Annotated in this window: 11 protein-coding genes; 3 read left to right on the top strand and 8 right to left on the bottom strand. The window is 67.2% G+C overall.

From position 1 onward, the window contains the following. Positions 1-451 precede the first annotated feature (451 nt). Positions 452-2,032 carry a carbohydrate-binding protein gene (locus MJ605_RS04495; RefSeq protein WP_243040033.1) on the top strand — a complete coding sequence of 527 codons (1,581 nt, stop codon included), beginning with the start codon at positions 452-454 and terminating at the stop codon, positions 2,030-2,032. An 87-nt stretch (positions 2,033-2,119) separates the two neighbouring features. On the opposite strand, the gene MJ605_RS04490 is transcribed toward MJ605_RS04495, so the two are convergent. The 8 genes from MJ605_RS04490 to miaA all read right to left on the bottom strand — a co-directional run bounded on the left by MJ605_RS04490 (position 2,120) and on the right by miaA (position 11,935). After that, complete coding sequence (locus MJ605_RS04490; RefSeq protein WP_243039843.1) at positions 2,120-4,768, bottom strand: M1 family metallopeptidase; 2,649 nt, start codon at positions 4,766-4,768, stop codon at positions 2,120-2,122. 286 nt (positions 4,769-5,054) lie between these two features. Further along, a complete protein-coding gene (locus tag MJ605_RS04485; protein ID WP_243039842.1) occupies positions 5,055-6,347 on the bottom strand; it encodes an adenylosuccinate synthase in 1,293 nt (430 codons plus the stop codon). A gap of 146 nt (positions 6,348-6,493) precedes the next feature. Then, a complete protein-coding gene (locus tag MJ605_RS04480; protein ID WP_243039841.1) occupies positions 6,494-6,679 on the bottom strand; it encodes a DUF2065 domain-containing protein in 186 nt (61 codons plus the stop codon). A 14-nt stretch (positions 6,680-6,693) separates the two neighbouring features. Continuing rightward, complete coding sequence (hflC, locus tag MJ605_RS04475) at positions 6,694-7,563, bottom strand: protease modulator HflC (protein ID WP_243039840.1); 870 nt, start codon at positions 7,561-7,563, stop codon at positions 6,694-6,696. Then, positions 7,560-8,738, bottom strand: coding sequence for an FtsH protease activity modulator HflK (gene hflK, locus MJ605_RS04470; RefSeq protein ID WP_243039839.1), 1,179 nt, complete (start codon positions 8,736-8,738; stop codon positions 7,560-7,562). Before hflK ends, hflC begins: the two co-directional genes overlap by 4 nt. A gap of 346 nt (positions 8,739-9,084) precedes the next feature. After that, complete coding sequence (gene hflX / locus MJ605_RS04465) at positions 9,085-10,401, bottom strand: ribosome rescue GTPase HflX (protein WP_243039838.1); 1,317 nt, start codon at positions 10,399-10,401, stop codon at positions 9,085-9,087. A gap of 152 nt (positions 10,402-10,553) precedes the next feature. After that, on the bottom strand, positions 10,554-10,820 hold the full coding sequence (hfq, locus tag MJ605_RS04460) for an RNA chaperone Hfq (protein WP_243039837.1): 267 nt from the start codon (positions 10,818-10,820) through the stop codon (positions 10,554-10,556). A 170-nt stretch (positions 10,821-10,990) separates the two neighbouring features. Further along, complete coding sequence (gene miaA / locus MJ605_RS04455; protein WP_243039836.1) at positions 10,991-11,935, bottom strand: tRNA (adenosine(37)-N6)-dimethylallyltransferase MiaA; 945 nt, start codon at positions 11,933-11,935, stop codon at positions 10,991-10,993. A 122-nt stretch (positions 11,936-12,057) separates the two neighbouring features. On the opposite strand from miaA, the gene tdh reads away from it, so the two are divergent. Together tdh and MJ605_RS04445 are read left to right on the top strand one after the other, a co-directional pair. After that, positions 12,058-13,092 carry an L-threonine 3-dehydrogenase gene (gene tdh, locus MJ605_RS04450; protein ID WP_243039835.1) on the top strand — a complete coding sequence of 345 codons (1,035 nt, stop codon included), beginning with the start codon at positions 12,058-12,060 and terminating at the stop codon, positions 13,090-13,092. Between the two features lie 456 nt (positions 13,093-13,548). Then, positions 13,549-17,214 carry a DUF748 domain-containing protein gene (locus tag MJ605_RS04445; protein ID WP_243039834.1) on the top strand — a complete coding sequence of 1,222 codons (3,666 nt, stop codon included), beginning with the start codon at positions 13,549-13,551 and terminating at the stop codon, positions 17,212-17,214. Positions 17,215-17,247: the final 33 nt, after the last annotated feature.

Here is a 17,247-nt window from a genome sequence, read left to right as displayed (position 1 = left end):
GCTGTCATCAAAAGGGCTCCGCATGCGGAGCCCTTTTTCATGCCCCCATCTCACCTCTCCGCTGTAGGAGCGCCCCCAGTGCGCGACAAGCTGTGGAGCGTCGAGGCCCAGCGGTCGCGCACAGGGTGCGCTCCCACAAGGGGATCGAAGGACAGAGTCAGACAACGTTGTCAGCTTTCCTTTACGGCGGTCATTGCTGCATCGCAGTACATAACTTCTTTGCCATAAGGACCTTCGCGGACCGCCATTTCCCCGCCCGGCATCACAGTTCCTTCAAGCCATTGGGGACAACGTTGTCATCCTGGGGACACAAAGACGACAGCGCTCCACCATGGCTTGCCGCCACGGCGCACAGGACTACCTGGAACGAACCGTCCCTGACGGCCATCGGGAATCGGCCGGTCGTCGCCTAACACTCACCCTGACGTTGCAATGCCACAGGAGAAACCCTATGCGTATGAAGCAATCGGTGATGTCGGTACGGACGGCGCTGCATGCCCTGGCAAGCATGGCCGGCGGCGCGATGGCGATGAGCCTGATGACGATGGCACCCATGCAGGTAGCGCACGCACAAAGCACGCCCGCCTGCGCGGCCGCCTGGAATGCGGGCACTGCCTACTCGGGTGGTGCGGTAGTCAGCGAGAACGGCACCAACTACGTAGCCAACTGGTGGACCCAGGGCAACGACCCGGCCACCAGCAGCGGCCCCACCGGCTCGGGCCAGCCTTGGACCTCGCAAGGCGCTTGCGGAGGCAGTTCCGGAGGCGGCTCGGGCGGCGGCAGCGGCGGTGGGTCGTCGGGCACCTGCGCGGCGGCCTGGGTCGCCACGCAGGTCTATACCGGCGGCCAGGTGGCCAGCGAGAACGGCATCAACTACGTGGCCAACTGGTGGACCCAGGGCAATGACCCGGCCACCAGCAGCGGTCCCACTGGCTCGGCCGAGCCCTGGACTTCGCAAGGCGCGTGTACGGGCGGTGGTGGCGACTCGGGCGGTGGCTCCGGTGGTGGCTCCGGTGGTGGCTCGGGAGGTGGTTCCGGTGGCGGTTCGGGCGGCGGCGGCACCGCCAACCCACCGGGCACCGGCGCCAACCTGCTGTTCAGTCCCTACAAGGACGTCACCATCAACCTCAACTGGAACACCAACGTGATGCAGACCGCCGCCGCGACCGGCGCATCCATCCCGGTAGTGGGCAGCGGCAGCCTGTATGCGAACTACGTATCCAACCTGAGCGCCATCACCCTCGCCTTCGCCACCGGCGAATGCGGCAGCGAGAACTGGGGTGGCGTGCCCGGCGCCAGCTTCGCCAGCGCCAACATCACCGCGTTGTCCAACGCGGGCCTGCCCTACGTGGTCTCCACCGGCGGCCAGGCCGGCGTGTTCACCTGCGGCAGCACGGCCGGCTTCGCCAGCTTCCTGTCGCGCTACATGTCGCCGCAGATGGTGGGCGTGGATTTCGACATCGAGGGTGGCCAGTCGCAACAGACCATCGACAACCTGGTCGCCGCGGCCGTCTACGGCCAGTCGCTGTATCCCAACCTGCGCTTCTCCTTCACGCTCGCCACGCTCGGCGCATCGGACGGCAGCTACGGCGGCGTGAACAGCCTGGGCGACATGGTGGTGCGAGCCATCAAGGCCTCTTCGCTCACCCACTACACCATCAACCTGATGACGATGGACTACGGCTCGGCCGGCGCCGGCGTCTGCGTGGTGTCGGGCGGATCGTGCGACATGGGCCAGACGGCGATCCAGGCCGCGGTGAACCTGGAACATACCTACGGCATCTCGCCCAACAAGATCGAGCTGACCCCGATGATCGGCGTGAACGACGTCTCCAGCGAGAACTTCACCGTCGCCAACGCCGACGCCATCACCAGCTATGCCGTGAGCAACGGCCTTGCCGGCCTGCACTTCTGGTCGCTCGATCGCGACAACCCGTGCAACCAGACCACCGCGTCGCCCACCTGCAACTCCGTGCCCTCCAGCACGAACCTGCAGTTCACCAAGCGCTTCCTCAGCGACCTGGGAAGATAAGCGCCATCGATCCAGGGGGACACCCAAAAACAGAGGGCCCCGTCAAACGGGGCCCTCTGTTTACTACATACTGAGGACCGCTTTCGGTCAGCCGCCGTTCTTCGCCAGCCAGGCATCCACCGACGGCAGGCGTTCGTTGCGCACCATCATGCGGTATTTGATGTTGGCCACGGCGGTCTCGGCATCGCGACGCGAGCTGGGCGCCAGGTACTGGGTGGCGTAGGCGTTGATCTTGTCGATCATGGCCTGGTCGAACGCACTGGTACCGAGCGCGGGGTAGTAGCGGCTGCGCGAGCTGCCGTCGACCACCTTGTCGACCTGCTCGCGGTGCGCCATGGCGAAATCGAAGGCCAGCTCCGGATGCAGGCGCGACACGATGCGGATCATGCCGGCGCTGTTGGTGGCGCCGGGCTCGTCGGTCAGCGCGAGATCGAGGGCACGCCTGGCGAGCGCTTCGTCTTCCACCGACGCCAGCTGCGCGTACAGGCGATCCTTCACCAGCGGCGTCGTCTCGGCCTTGGCGGCGGCATGCATCTTGTCCCAGGTGGCCGCGTCGGCGTGGGTGGCCACGATCGCCAGGATGGTCTTGCGCAGCTCGGCGGGCACGGCCTTCGGGTCGGTGGCCTGCGCCGCGTAGCGGCGACGTGCCTCGCCGATGGTCGCGCTGTCGCCCAGGCTGGACAGCGTATTGATCAGGTGGCTGCGCAGGATCGTGGTCGGCACGCTCTCGTTCGGCCTGGCTTCCCAGCCTACGCGCGCAAACACCGGCGACAGGCGCTTGATGGCGTACGCGCGGAACGTCGCCTGGCGCTTGGCATCGCTGCGATAGTAGTCGTTGAGCGCGGAGAAACTGCCGGCCACTTCGTCCCAGATCTGCGGATCGGCATCGATCGGCATGGCCTGGGCCATATCCAGGAAATCCGCCACGGGTTGCAGGCCGGCCATGCTCAGCGCCCAGGTGTCGCTCATCACGCCGAGCTGGTCGATCGGCTCGAGCTTGGCGAAGCTGCCCTTGATCGCCGCGACCTGCGCCGGCGCGTACAGCGTGCGGTAGTAACCGCTCTGCCCCGCATTCACCAGCACCGGACCGCAACCGGGCACGGCCAGCGTGGCTTCGCCATCGACCAGCGTGCGCACCGGCTGGCCGCCGATGCTCTGCGCGGTCACCGGCACGTGCCAGCGCAACGGCCTCTTGTCTGGGCGATCCTTGGTGAACTCGCCCTGGGTGAGCTTGAGCGTCACCGTGTTGTCCGCGCACGCGCCGGCTTCCACGCGAATGAGCGGAATGCCCGGCTGCAAGGTGAATTCATGGGCGATGGTAGTGACCTGCTTGCCCGGCACGACCGCATCCATGGCGTGCCACAGGTCGTCGGACACCGTGTTGCCGTAGGCGTGGGCCTTGATGTAGTTGCGCACGCCGGTGCGCCAGCTGTCGGCACCCACGTAGTTTTCCAGCATGCGGATCACCGACTCGCCCTTGGAATAGGTGATCGAGTCGAAGGCCTGGCTGGCCTGTTCCACCGTGTCGATGCGCTGCACGACCGGATGCGTGGTCGCCACGGCGTCGCGCGACATCGCGCCTTCGCGGATGCCGACCGCATCGAGCTTGGTGTTCCACTCCGGATGCAGGCGATCGGTGGTGCGCGAGGCCATCCACGAGGCAAAGCCTTCGTTGAGCCACAGGTCGTCCCACCAGCGCATGGTCACCAGGTCGCCGAACCACTGGTGCGCCATTTCGTGCGCGGCCGTGCCGAACACGTTCTGCTTGTCCTGCAGCGTGGAGAAGGACGGATCGAGCAGCAGCGCGTATTCGAAGGTGTAGATCGCGCCCCAGTTTTCCATCGCCGAGAAGAACTGGCTGCTGCCCGGCGAGGCGACGTTGTCGAGCTTGGGCAGCGGATACGGCACGCCGAAATAGTCGTTGTACTCCTTCAACACCGCCTTGCCCGATTCCAGCGTGAAGGCGCCCTGCGAGCTCAGGCCCTTCTGCGTCACCACGCCGATTTCCACGCCTTCGGAGGTCGTGGTGATGCGATCGAACTCGCCCGTGCCGAAGAACAGCAGGTAGGTCGACATCTTCGGCGAGGTCTTGAACGTGATGTGCGAGAGGCCGTTGCCGGCGTCGGTCTTCGACGCCACCGGCATGTTGCTCACCGCCATGTCTTGGGACGGCACGGTCACGTCGAGATCGAACGTGGCCTTGTAGTTCGGTTCGTCCCACGACGGGATGAAGCGGCGCGCATCGGAATTCTCGAACTGCGTGTACAGCGCGCGCTTCTTGCCGGCCTTGGTGTCGTAGTCGATGGCGAACAGGCCGTTGGCCTGCGTGCCGATCTTGCCGGTGTAGCTCATCGACAGCCGGTACTTGCCCTTGGCGACCGGCTTGTCGAAGGTGAAAGTGGCGGTCTGCGCATCGTTGTCCGTACTCACCTTCGGCACCAGCGCGGAGGCGCCCTTGCCCGCCGTGAGCTCCACCTTGCCGAAGCTCATGTCGATGGCGTTGAGCGTGATGCTGTTGGTGGGCGCGAGCACTTCCACGTCCACCGTCACCTTGCCGTCGAAGCTCAGCGTGGATGCATGCGGCGTGATCGACACCGCGTAGTGCGAAGGACGCACGGCGCGCGGCAACTGGGTGGTGGTCTGCGCCATCGACGCGGCATCGGCAGCCAGGGCAGCACCGGTGAAAGTCACGCCGGCCAATGCAAGCGCAATGGCGGAAACCAAGCGAGTACGCATGTTGTATCCCCTCGTTGGTGGGCCAAGCGGGCGGCCCTGAAATGGTGCAAAACACATCGATCGTCGCGCATGCGGGCGCCAGTCGACAAGGCCGGAAGTCATGGTGGGCCGGCACCGCGCCCCTTCTGTAGGAGCGCACCCAATGCGCGAAAAGCCGGCGGAGCGATGACGTCGTGACTCCGCGGTCGCGCACTGGGTGCGCTCCTACAAGGAAGGGCGTGTGCGTGGCGCAACAAAAAGCCCCGCCATGCGGGGCTTTTTGGGTTCTGCACGTGAGGTCGCTCGATCAGGCGAACGGATCGTCCAGCACGATGGTGTCCTCGCGGTCGGCGCCGGTGGCGACGAGCGAGAGCTTGCAGCCGGAGAGCTCTTCCACCGCGCGCAGGTAGGCGCGGGCGGCGGGCGGCAGCTTGTCCCACTCGCGGATGCCCGCGGTGGATTCTTCCCAACCCGGGAACTCCAGGTACACCGGCTTGCACTCGGCCCAGCCGTCGGCGTCCAGCGGCGCCAGCTCGCGGCGCTTGCCGCGGTATTCGTAGGCGATGCAGACCTTGATGCTCGGCAAGCCGTCGAGCACGTCGAGCTTGGTGATGGCCAGGCCGTTGATGCCGTTGATCTGCACGGCGCGCTTGAGCGCGACGAGGTCGATCCAGCCGCAACGACGCGGACGGCCGGTGCTGGCGCCGAACTCGTTGCCGACCTTGCGCAGGCGCTCGCCCATCTCGTCGTTGAGCTCGGTGGGGAACGGACCGCCACCCACGCGCGTCGCATAGGCCTTGCAGATGCCCAGCACGTAGTCGATGTCGCCCGCGCCCACGCCGGTGCCGGCCAGCGCGCCGCCCACCGTGGTGTTGGACGAGGTGACGTAGGGATAGGTGCCGTGGTCGATGTCGAGCAGCGCGCCCTGCGCGCCTTCGTACAGGATATGACCGCCTTCCTTGCGCACGTCGTGCAGGATGGTGGCGACGTCATCGACCATCGGGCGGATGAATTCGCCATAGGCCAGCGCATCGTCCAGTACCTGCTGGAAATCGACCGACTCGGCCTTCAGCCACTGGGTCAGGATGAAGTTGTGGTACTCCACGGCCGCCTTGATCTTCTCCGGCAGCTCATGCGGGTACATCAGGTCGGCGACGCGCACGCTGCGGCGGGCGACCTTGTCCTCGTAGGCGGGACCGATGCCGCGGCCGGTGGTGCCGATGGCGCTCTTGCCGGCGGCGATTTCGCGCGCCTTATCCACGGCAATGTGGTACGGCATGATCAGCGGCGTGGCCGGGCTGATCTTCAGGCGCGAACGCACTTCCACGCCCTGCGCCTCCAGCTCTTCGATTTCCTGCTTGAGCGCCTGCGGCGACAGCACCACGCCATTGCCGATCAGGCACAGCGCGTCGTCACGCAGGATGCCCGAGGGAATCAGGTGCAGCACGGTCTTCTTGCCCTTGATCACCAGCGTATGGCCGGCGTTGTGGCCACCCTGGAAGCGCGCCACGGCCTTGACCTGCTCGGTCAGCAGGTCGACGATCTTGCCCTTGCCTTCGTCGCCCCATTGCGCGCCGAGGATGACTACTGACTTGCCCATGATGTTGCTCTCGTCAATTTGAAAGGTCGGCGCCCTGACGGGCGCATTCGTTCCGCAGCCTGGCTTTCCGTCGGCAAGCGACTTGCCGCAACCGCCACGCCCCGCATGTTCACGATGGTTTTGAACGGCCCATCCGCCGCATCACATCAATGCATCAACTGCAACGCGACCAGTCCGATGCCGATCGCCACCGCGCCGAACAGGCGCAGCGTGCGCGGGCTCAGCTTCACCACCTCGCGCATGGTGGCCTGCCAACCGCGCGGCGCGGCGAACAGCACCAGGCCCTCGATCACCAGCACCAGGCACAAGGCGGCCAGCAGCTCACGCGACATCGACCCTCACCCGCTCAATGCCTGGACGACGCGCCGTCGTTGAAGTACCTCAGGAACTCCGAGTCAGGCTTGAGCACCAGCACGCCCTTGCCGTCCTGGAACGACTTACGGTACGCCGCCAGGCTTCGATAAAACGCGAAGAACTCCGGATCCTGCCCGTAGGCCTGCGCATAGATCGCCGCGGCCTGGGCGTCGCCCTCGCCACGCACCTTGGCGGCGTCGCGCTCGGCTTCGGCCTTGATGACCTGGGCCTGGCGGTCGGCGTCGGCCTTGATCGTCTCGGCGGCCTGCTGGCCGGTGAAGCGCAGCTCGTTGGCCAGCTGGGCGCGCTCGGCGCGCATGCGCTTGTAGACCGATTCGCTCACCTCGTCCGGCAGGTCGATGCGCTTGATGCGCACGTCAACCACGGTGATGCCCAGGTTCTTGCTGGCGGCCGCGTCGGTCTGCCGGCGCACGCGCTCGGTGATGTCCTTGCGCCCGGCAGCGACCAGTTCCTGCAGGGTGCGGCCGTTGAACTCGAAGCGCAGCGCGTCCTTGACGATGGGCGTCAGGCGGTTGGCCGCCTGTAGCTCGTCGCCGGCGGTGGCGCGGTAGTAGGCGGCGTTGTCGGCGATGCGCCACTTCACGTAGAAGTCGACGTTGACGCTCTTCTTCTCTGAGGTGAAGTACCGCTCCGGCGGCGCTTCCAGGGTGAGGATACGGTTGTCGAAAGTCATCACCTGCTGCACGAACGGCAGCTTGGCGTGCAGGCCGGGCTGGTCGCCGGTGCGCACGATGCGGCCGAACTGCAGCACCAGGGCGGTCTGGCCCTCGCGCACCACGAACAGGCTGTTGAAGCCGATCAGCACGAGCAGCACGGCAACGATGCCGGTGGCGAACTTCATGGCTGCTTCTCCTTGCCGGCCAGGCCGTCGTTGCCCGCGGACTGCATCACCGCGCCCACGCCCGGCACGTCCTTGCCGGTGGCGCGATCGAGCGGCAGGTAGATCATGTTGCGGCCGCCGGAACCATCCAGCACCTTGGGATTGTTGGACATCACGTCCTCGATCGTTTCCAGCCACAGGCGGCGGCGGGTCACGTCCGGCGCGGCCTTGTATTCCTTGAGGATGAGATTGAAGCGGTCGGCATCGCCGGTAGCGGTGGCCACGCGCTGGGCGGCATAGCCCTGTGCCTCGGCGGCAATGCGGGCGGCGTCGCCGCGGGCCACCGGCACCACTTGGCTAGCGTAGGCGCGGGCGTTGTTCTCGGTACCCTGCTTGTCCTCGCGGGCGGCGTTGACGTCGTCGAAGGCGTCCTTCACCTCCTGCGGCGGGGCCACGTTCTGGAAGCTGACGTCGGTGACCACCAGGCCGGCGTCGTATTCGTCGAGGGTGGCCTGCAGGATCTCGCGGGTCTGCTGCTGCAGCGTGTCGCGCGTCTGCGCGGCGGCGGCCGCGGCGGCCGAGGTCGCCATCACCGAGGCCTCGGCCGACGGCACGACGGCGGTGCTGGCCGTGGCCGGCGCCGCGGCGGCCTGCTGCGCGCCGGTCTGGCTGGTGAGGATGTTGTCCATCACATTGGCGCCGACCACCGTGCGCACCGCGGCCTCGGCGGCCTGGCGCAGGGTGTCCTCCGGCGGGCCGCTCAGCGAGAACAGGTACTTGCGGGCATCGGAAACCTGGTACTGCACGTTGAAGTCGACCGAGATGATGTTTTCATCGCTGGTCAGCATGCGCACCTTGTCCGATACCGAGCGGATCTCGGTGGTGCCGACCTTGGTAACCGTCTCGATCGGCCCGGGCAGCTTCAGGTGGAAGCCCGGCGGCAGGGTGCGCGCGTACTTGCCGAAGCGCAGCACGACGCCGGCCTGGCGGGCATCCACGATGGTATAGCTGCTGTAGACCACCCAGACCAGCGCGAACGCCAGCACGATGGTGAAGAGGCCGCCGGGACCGCCGCCGAGCCGCCCCAGGCGGTTGCGCCATTGCCTGAGCAGATCCTCCAGGCCCGGCTTGCCGCCGGCAGGGCGATGCTTGCCCCAGGGATCACGTTGCCCGTTGCCGGGTTCGTTCCAGGCCATGGTCAGTCTCCTTGAGGCCGCTGGGAGGCCGGCAACATTGGCCGGGAAACGCGTTGAACGGGTTTGGACATGATGTCGGTGCTTGTCCTGTGCAATGCGCCGCCCCAGGCACGGAAGGCCGCACAAACACCTGCCATTCTACCAGAGCCTGATGGCGATTCCTTCCCCGGATGCACCCGTCGCCTTGTAGGAGCGCACCCTGTGCGCGACCATGGTGTGGGGAATGGGGACGGGTAGTGGGAGCGCCAAGTCCGGCGACCAGAAGCAAGTTTGCATGCCGCGACAGACTTTCGAGCTTGCGCCCCCCGCCTCCACAGCCCCTGCCTGTCGCGCACAGAGTGCGCTCCTATAGCGCCGTCTGTTCCTCGGCAGCACCCAGCAAGCCTCGCAACAGCGCGGCCTCGTCGGCGCTACCGCCGCTCAGGGGGGCGATCACGCTGCGCGGCGCGTCGATGTTCAGCCGCCAGCCCTGCTCGTCCACTTCCTCGCCGGCGATGGCGCCGGCCGCCTTGAGGCGGGCATGCAGGCGACCGGCGGACAGCGGCAGGCGCAGCTCGGACTGCACGCGATCGCCGCCCAGCAGTTCGCCCAGGGCCTGCCGCAGCAGGTCCAGCCCGATGCCAGTGGCAGCCGACAGCCACACCGTGACCGGCCGCCCCTGCTCATCGCGGTCGATGCGCGGCGCCAGCCCGGCCAGGTCGATCTTGTTCATCACCCGCAGCTGCGGCAGCTCGCCGGCGTCGATTTCCTCCAGCACGCCGTCCACCACGCTGGCCAGGCGCTCGCGCTCCTCGTCGGCGGCATCGCTGACGTGCAGCAGCAGGTCGGCGTCGCGCGCCTCCGCCAGGGTGCCGCGGAACGCGGCCACCAGGTCGTGCGGCAGGTCGCGGACGAAGCCCACCGTATCGGCCAGCACCGCCGGGCCGCAGGACAGGCCATCGAGCTTGCGCACGGTGGGGTCCAGGGTGGCGAACAGCAGGTCGGCGGCGAACACCTCGCCTTCGGTGAGCGCATTGAACAAGGTGGACTTGCCGGCATTGGTGTAGCCGACCAGGGCCACGCGCGGCACCGTGTTGCGCAGGCGCGCACGGCGTTGCTGCCCGCGCTGGGTCTGCACCTTCTCCAGGCGCTTGGTCAGCATCTTCACCCGCTCGGCGAGCAGGCGGCGGTCGGTTTCCAGCTGGGTTTCGCCCGGGCCGCGGTTGCCGATGGCGCCACCGCGCTGGGCGTCCAGGTGGGTCCAGCCGCGCACCAGGCGCGTGGCCAGGTGCTTGAGCTGAGCCAGCTCCACCTCGAGCTTGCCTTCGTGCGAACGGGCGCGCTGGGCAAAGATGTCGAGGATCAGCCCGGCGCGGTCGACCACGCGGACGTTGAGCAGTTTCTCGAGGTTGCGCTCCTGCACCGGGGAAAGCAGGTGGTCGACCAGGACCAGGTCGGCGCCAAGCGCTCGGGCCGCCTCGGCGATCTCGTCGGCCTTGCCGGTACCGATGTAATAGCGGGGGTTGGGCACGTCGACGCGCGCCGCGATGGTGGCGAGAATCTCGGCGCCAGCCGAGCGAGCCAGCTCGGCGAACTCGTCGGCGCGCCGCGCGGCATCGCCCTCGCCGCGGGAGTGCGGAAGCACCAGGACGGCACGCTCGCCTTTCTTTTGACGATCAAACACGTGGGGGGAGGGACCTATGGAAGCGCCGTGCCGCGAGCGGCAGGGCCGCGGCGCCAGGCTGGAGTGGGAAGTGTATGCCGATACGGCCTGATCGCAGCGTGACGCTGGGCCAGGCCTCTTCCCCTACCAGATGGGGTGGCCGGTCCGTCGAATCAACCTTCCGCGTCGGTGGCGGTGGCGACATCGGCATGGCCCTCATGGCCATTGCCGACGCGCACGTTGCGGCTGGGCACCACGGTGGAGATGGCATGCTTGTAGACCATCTGGCTCACCTGGTTGCGCAGCAGCACCACGAACTGGTCGAAGGATTCGATGGTGCCCTGCAGCTTGATGCCATTGACCAGGTAGATGGCGACCGGAACGCGCTCCCGGCGCAGTGCATTGAGAAACGGATCCTGCAACGATTGCCCTTTGGACATTTCTTGTTCTCCCCTCGCGAAACGGACGGGCCGGAGAAAAAGGCGTGCACGACGCCCCGGCCCAAGACGGCATGAATATTAACCACTTTTAAATCGTTGATGAAAGACTCAATGCGAGCTTTCGCCGGGTGTAAAAAAGACGTTCAGGCCAAGCCGTCGAAGGCACTCGCTCACGCATCGAGAAACAGCGCCAGCGCATCCAGGGCACGTTCAAGCAGGCCGCTGCGCTCCGGGTCCAGCGTCCTCGCATCCAACTCGCCACGTAGCCAGGTGATCTGCCGCTTGGCGAGCTGGCGCGTGGCGAACACGCCGCGATCACGGAATTGGGCCGCATCGGTCTGGCCGTCCAGATGCTCCCAGGCCTGGCGATAGCCGACGGCGCGGATGGCCGGCAGGTCGGCGTGCAGGTCGCCGCGCTCGCGCAGTGCGCGCACCTCGTCGAGAAATCCTGCGGCGAGCATGGCATCGAAGCGCTGGGCGATGCGCGCATGCAGCGGCGCGCGGTCCGCCGGCAGCAAGGCCAGCTTGAGCACCCGCCAGAGGAAGCGCGCACCATTGCCACCCCGCTGCTGCTCGGACAGCGGCCGTCCGGTCAGCTCGATCACTTCCAGCGCGCGCTGGATGCGCTGGGCATCATTGGGACCGATGCGCGCGGCCGCCGCGGGATCGAGCTGCCGCAGGCGCTCGTGCAGCGCCGGCCAGCCGATGCGCGCAGCCTCGGCGCCCAGCCGCTCGCGGATGGCGGCGTCTGCTTCCGGCAATGGCGACAACCCTTGCTGCAAGGCGCGGAAATAGAGTCCGGTGCCGCCCACCAGCAGCGGCACCCGTCCCCGCGAGGCGATATCGCGCATCGCCTCGATGGCGCCGGCGCGGAAATCGGCCGCCGAATAGGGCTCGGCGGGATCGCGGATATCGATCAGGCGGTGCGGGTAGCGCTGCAGGGTCGCCGCGTCGGGCTTGGCCGTACCGATGTCCATGCCGCGATAGACCAGCGCGGAGTCCACGCTCACCAGTTCCACCGGAAACCGGTCGCTCAAGGCACAGGCGAGCGCCGTCTTGCCCGACGCCGTCGGGCCCATCAGGAACACGGCAAGCGGGCGCTGGTCGATCGGCATCCGGTCATTGTAGCGGGCGCCCCGTCCCCTCCGGCGGCCGGGGCGACGCTGCACTGCATGAAGCCGGCGCCCCTCCCGCCTCCTATAATGGCGGTTTACCCGCCCTTCCCCACGGAAATCCCATGCCTCAGACGATGAAAGCCCTGGTCAAGCGCAAGCCCGAGCAGGGCATCTGGATGGAAGAAGTGCCCGTTCCCGAGGTCGGCCCCAACGAGGTGTTGATCAAGCTGGAAAAGACCGCGATCTGCGGCACCGACCTGCACATCTACAAGTGGGACGAGTGGTCGCAGCGGACCATCAAGCCCGGCCTCACCATCGGCCACGAGTTCGTCGGCCGCATCGTGGAGATCGGCCCGGGCGTCACCGGCTACAAGGTGGGCGACCGCGTCTCGGCGGAAGGCCACATCGTGTGCGGCCATTGCCGCAACTGCCGTGCCGGCCGTCAGCACCTGTGCCCGAACACCATCGGCATCGGCGTGAACCGCAACGGCGCCTTCGCCGAATACATGACCATGCCGGCCTCCAACCTGTGGCCGATCCCCGACCAGATCCCCTCCGAGCTGGCCGCCTTCTTCGATCCCTACGGCAATGCCGCGCACTGCGCGCTGGAATTCGACCTGATCGGCGAGGACGTGCTGATCACCGGCGCCGGCCCGATCGGCGTCATCGCCGCCGGCATCGCCAAGCACGTGGGCGCGCGCAACGTGGTGGTCACCGACGTCAACGACTACCGCCTGAAGCTGGCGGCCGACATGGGCGCCACCCGCGTGGTGAACGTGGCCAACCAGTCGCTGAAGGACGTGATGAAGGACCTGCACATGGAGGGCTTCGACGTGGGCCTGGAGATGAGCGGCAACCCGCGCGCCTTCAACGACATGCTCGACTGCATGTACCACGGCGGCAAGGTCGCCCTGCTCGGCATCCTGCCCAAGGGCGCCGGCATCGACTGGGACAAGGTGATCTTCAAGGGCCTCACCCTGCAGGGCATCTACGGCCGCAGGATGTACGAGACCTGGTACAAGATGACCCAGATGGTGCTCACCGGCTTCCCGCTGCAGAAGGTGCTCACCCACCAGATCCATATCGACGACTTCCAGAAGGGCTTCGACCTGATGGACGCGGGCAAGTGCGGCAAGGTGGTGTGCTCCTGGGTCTAAGAGCCTGTTCACGATCTCCGCGTGGCCCGCGCCGGGAGCTGTTTGCGCGCAGGGCAAGGAAGAGCGAGGGAGTGTACGTCCGTACACGACCGAGCGATGACGCCGGCCTGGGGGCAAACAGACCCGGCCCGGAGGGTTGCGCCGGTGTGCCCGCCAGGAAGCCGCGCGCGGCTCGACCTGACGGCCAGTCAGGCGCTTCGCCACGCACCACTCCCTGGCGGGCACACCGACTCAACGCGGGCTACGTGGAGATCGTGAACAGGCTCTAAGCATCCACGAAACCATCACATAATCGGTTTTTACGCCGGCATGGCCCGGCGGAAAAGCCTGCTACCCCGGCGGTCGCCCTAGTACACTCGCACCAGGGCGCGCCGACAGCACCATCAGGATCATGCGTTGCCAGGCCTGCAAGGCCGGGCATGGTCGGCTCGCGATGACCAAGGGAGCATCGCCGGCATGGCTGATCTGTTCAGCAATCCCCGTCTGGCCGCAGGACGCGACCGCGCCCTCGCCGTCTATCGGTCCCACCGCATGCGCAAGGCGCTGCTGATCCTGGCCATCGTGCTGGTGGTCTTTGGCCTGCTCGGCTTCCTCGCGGCGCCGTCGATCATCCGCGGCCAGATCGAGAAGCGCGCCAGCGCGGCCCTCGCGCGCCCGGTGACGCTGGGCGCGGTGCACCTCAATCCCTATACGCTGCGCCTGCAGCTGGACCGGCTGCATATCGCCGACCGCGACGGCAAATCGCCGTTCGTGGACATCGACCAGGCCGTCATCAATACCTCGTGGTCGTCGGTGTTCCGCCTGGCGCCGGTGCTGGACCAGCTGTCCCTGCAGCGCCCGCGCATCCACATCGTGCGCACCGGCGACCAGCGCTTCAACTTCAGCGACATCATCGACCGCTACGCTTCCCAGCCTTCCGACCCGAACGCCTCGCCCGCGCGCTTCGCCCTCTCCAACATCAGCGTGCACGACGGCGACATCCAGTTCGACGACGAGGCGATGAAGGCCAGCCACCATGTCGAGCAGTTGGAGCTCGGCATCCCCTTCATCGCCAACCTGCCCAGCGACGCCGACGTGTTCGTGCAGCCGCTGCTGTCGATGAAGGTGGACGGCAGCGCGCTGCGCATCGTGGGACAGACCAAGCCGTTCGCCGATACCCTCGACTCGACCGTCCACTTCCAGCTGGACCACCTGGACCTCGCCCGCTACCTGGGCTACGTGCCGGCCAAGCTGCCGGTGGCGATTCCCAAGGGCCAGCTCAGCGGCGCGCTGGACCTGCATTTCGTGCAAGCCAAGCCCACCCCGCAGCTGCAGCTCACCGGCAGCCTGCAGCTGGACGATTTCGTCCTCGACAGCAGCCGTGGCGAGGCGATCGTGCAACTAGGCCATGGCAGCGCGGACCTGGAGGACGTGCAGCCACTGGCTTCGCGCTACCACTTGCGCGCGCTCAAGCTGGACCAGGCGCAGCTCTACTACACCCTGGACGCCGACGGACACGGCAATGTCGACACGCTGACCGCCTCTTCCCCCGCGCCCGCGGATGCCGGCAAGCAGGCCACGCCCACCGACCTGCGCATCGCCGCGCTGCAGTTGAGCGACAGCGCCGTGCACTACACCGACGCCGCGCAGAACAAGCTGGACCTGACCAACCTGCATGGCAGCCTGCAAGGCCTCAGCCTGCTCCCCGCGCCGGCGGGCAGGCTGGACCTGGCCGGTCAGCTGTTCGGCGGCGACGTGACCGCCAAGGGCCCGCTGGACCTGGCCGCCTCCCAGATGTCCGCGACGCTGGGCCTCAAGGGCGTGGACATGGCGCCCCTGCAGGCGCTGGCCGCCTCCTCGATGTCCGCCCGCCTGGCCAAGGGCAAGCTCGATGCCGACGGTCAGCTTCAGCTGACCTGGGGCAAGGCCTTCAATGTGCATCTCGCCAACGCCCATGCCACGGCGAGCGACTTCGCGCTGGAACCGCCACCCAAGGGCCATGACGCACCGGTGGCCTGGAACACGCTGGCCGTGGAGATTCCCCTCATCGACCTGGCCAGCCGCCAGGCCCAGTTGGGCACCGTGACGCTGAGCGGGCTGGGCCTGGACGTCCGCCGCCGCGCCAACAAGAGCATCGACCTGCTGGACCTGGTCGCCGCCAAGCCCACCGGCCACAAGGCCGCGCCGGCAGGCGAGAGCGGCCCGCCCTGGCATTGGAGCATCGCCCACCTGGTGCTGGACGACGCCTCGGTCGCCTTTACCGACCTGGCTGCCGGTCCCCAGCCGGTGAAGATCAAGCTGCAATCGCTCAAGGGCGGCGTGGACGACCTCAGCGACCGGCTCAACGAGCCGCGCGCGATGAAACTGGAGGGCCAGGCCGGCCGCGGCAGTTTCAACGTCACCGGCAAGGTGCAGCCCATCCCCGCCGTGGCCGACCTGCAGCTCGCCACCAGGCAACTGGACATCTCACTGTTCGAGTCCTACATCAGCGTGCCGCTCAACGTGACCATCTCCAGCGCGCGCCTGAGCAGCAACGGCAAGCTGCACTACGACGGCCGCGGCAAGACGCCGAAGCTCGCCTACCGGGGCAACGTGGCGCTCGAACAGGTCCGCGTGCAGGACAAGCTCACCGGGGACGACTTCCTGCGCTGGCGCACGCTCAGCGGCTCCGGCGTCAACGTGGACTACGGCCCAGGCACACCCCGCCTGCATATCGGCGGCCTGGTGCTCAGCTCGTTCTATGCGCGCATGATCGTCAACGCGGACGGCAAGCTGAACCTGTCCGACGTGGTGGCCAATCCGGAACAGGCGCCGGTATCGGTGACGCGCGCCGAGACACCGTCCGCGCCCGCGCCTGAAGCTCCCAAGCCGCCACCACCGGCCGGCAACGCCACCGCCGCGGTCCCCGCGCCGGCGGCGCCGGAAACGCCCGCGGCCGACATCCATCTCGGCGGCATCACCCTGGTCAACGGCCAGCTCAACTACACCGACAATTTCATCAAGCCCAACTACACCGCCAACCTCACCAAGCTCACCGGCAAGATCGGCGCTTTCGGCACCAAGCCCGGCGACCCGCCGGCCGACCTGTCGGTGCAGGCGGCGCTCGACGACAACTCGCCGGTGGACATCGACGGCACCATCAACCCGCTGCAGCCGGTGGCCTTCCTCGACATCAAGGGCAAGGCCGATGGCGTGGAGCTGACCCGGCTCACCGCTTATTCCACCAAGTACACTGGCTATCCGATCACCGCCGGCAAGCTCACCGTGGACGTCCACTACATGCTGGACAACCGCAAGCTCAATGCCGACAACCACATCTTCATCACCCAGCTCACCTTCGGCGACCGTGACGAAAGCCCCGGCATCAAGCACCTGCCGGTGAAGCTGGCGGTCGCGCTGCTGAAGGACACCCAGGGCAACATCGACGTGAACGTGCCGGTGTCCGGCTCGCTGGACGATCCCCAGTTCAGCATGGGCGGCCTGATCTGGCGCGCCATCGGCAACCTGATCGCGAAGGCGGCCACCGCCCCGTTCCGCCTGCTCGGCGCGGCGTTCGGCGGCGGCAACCACGAGGACCTGGGCTACGTGGAGTTCGACCCGGGCTCGGACGTGCTCAACGCCGCGGCGCAGGAACGCCTGGGCAAGGTCGTGGCCATGCTTAACCAGAAGACCTCGCTCAACCTGGACATCATCGGCCGCGCCGATCCCGCCAAGGACCAGGACGGCCTGCGCAAGTTCACCGTGGACATGATGGTGCGCCGTGAAAAGGCGCTGGACGATTCCGGCAAGCAGGCCGACACCTCCAACGCCGCGCTGGCCAAGGTCAACGTGACGCCTGACCAGTACGAGAAATATCTCAAGCGCGCCTACAAGAACGACGACTTTAAGGGCAAACCGAAGAACATCATCGGCCTGAAGAAATCGCTGGAGCCGGACGAGATGCGCAGCCTGATGGAAACCAACGTCGCGGTGGACGACAACGCCATGCGCGAACTGGCCCAGCGCCGCGCCACCGCGGTGCAGGCCTGGCTGAAGGGCAAGCTGGACGACAAGCGCGTGTCGCTGGGCAGCCCCAAGCTCAACGCCGACGGCATCGACGACAAGGGCGCGACCACGCGGGTGGAGTTCGGGCTGCATCAGTGACGGTTGGCGGAACGGCCTTCAAGACCGTCATTC

Source organism: Dyella sedimenti (genome assembly GCF_022760995.1).
GTDB classification, from domain to species: Bacteria; Pseudomonadota; Gammaproteobacteria; order Xanthomonadales; family Rhodanobacteraceae; genus Dyella; species Dyella sedimenti.
Note: the sequence above shows the minus strand (reverse complement) of the source record. Positions and strands in the feature narration are given on the sequence as shown.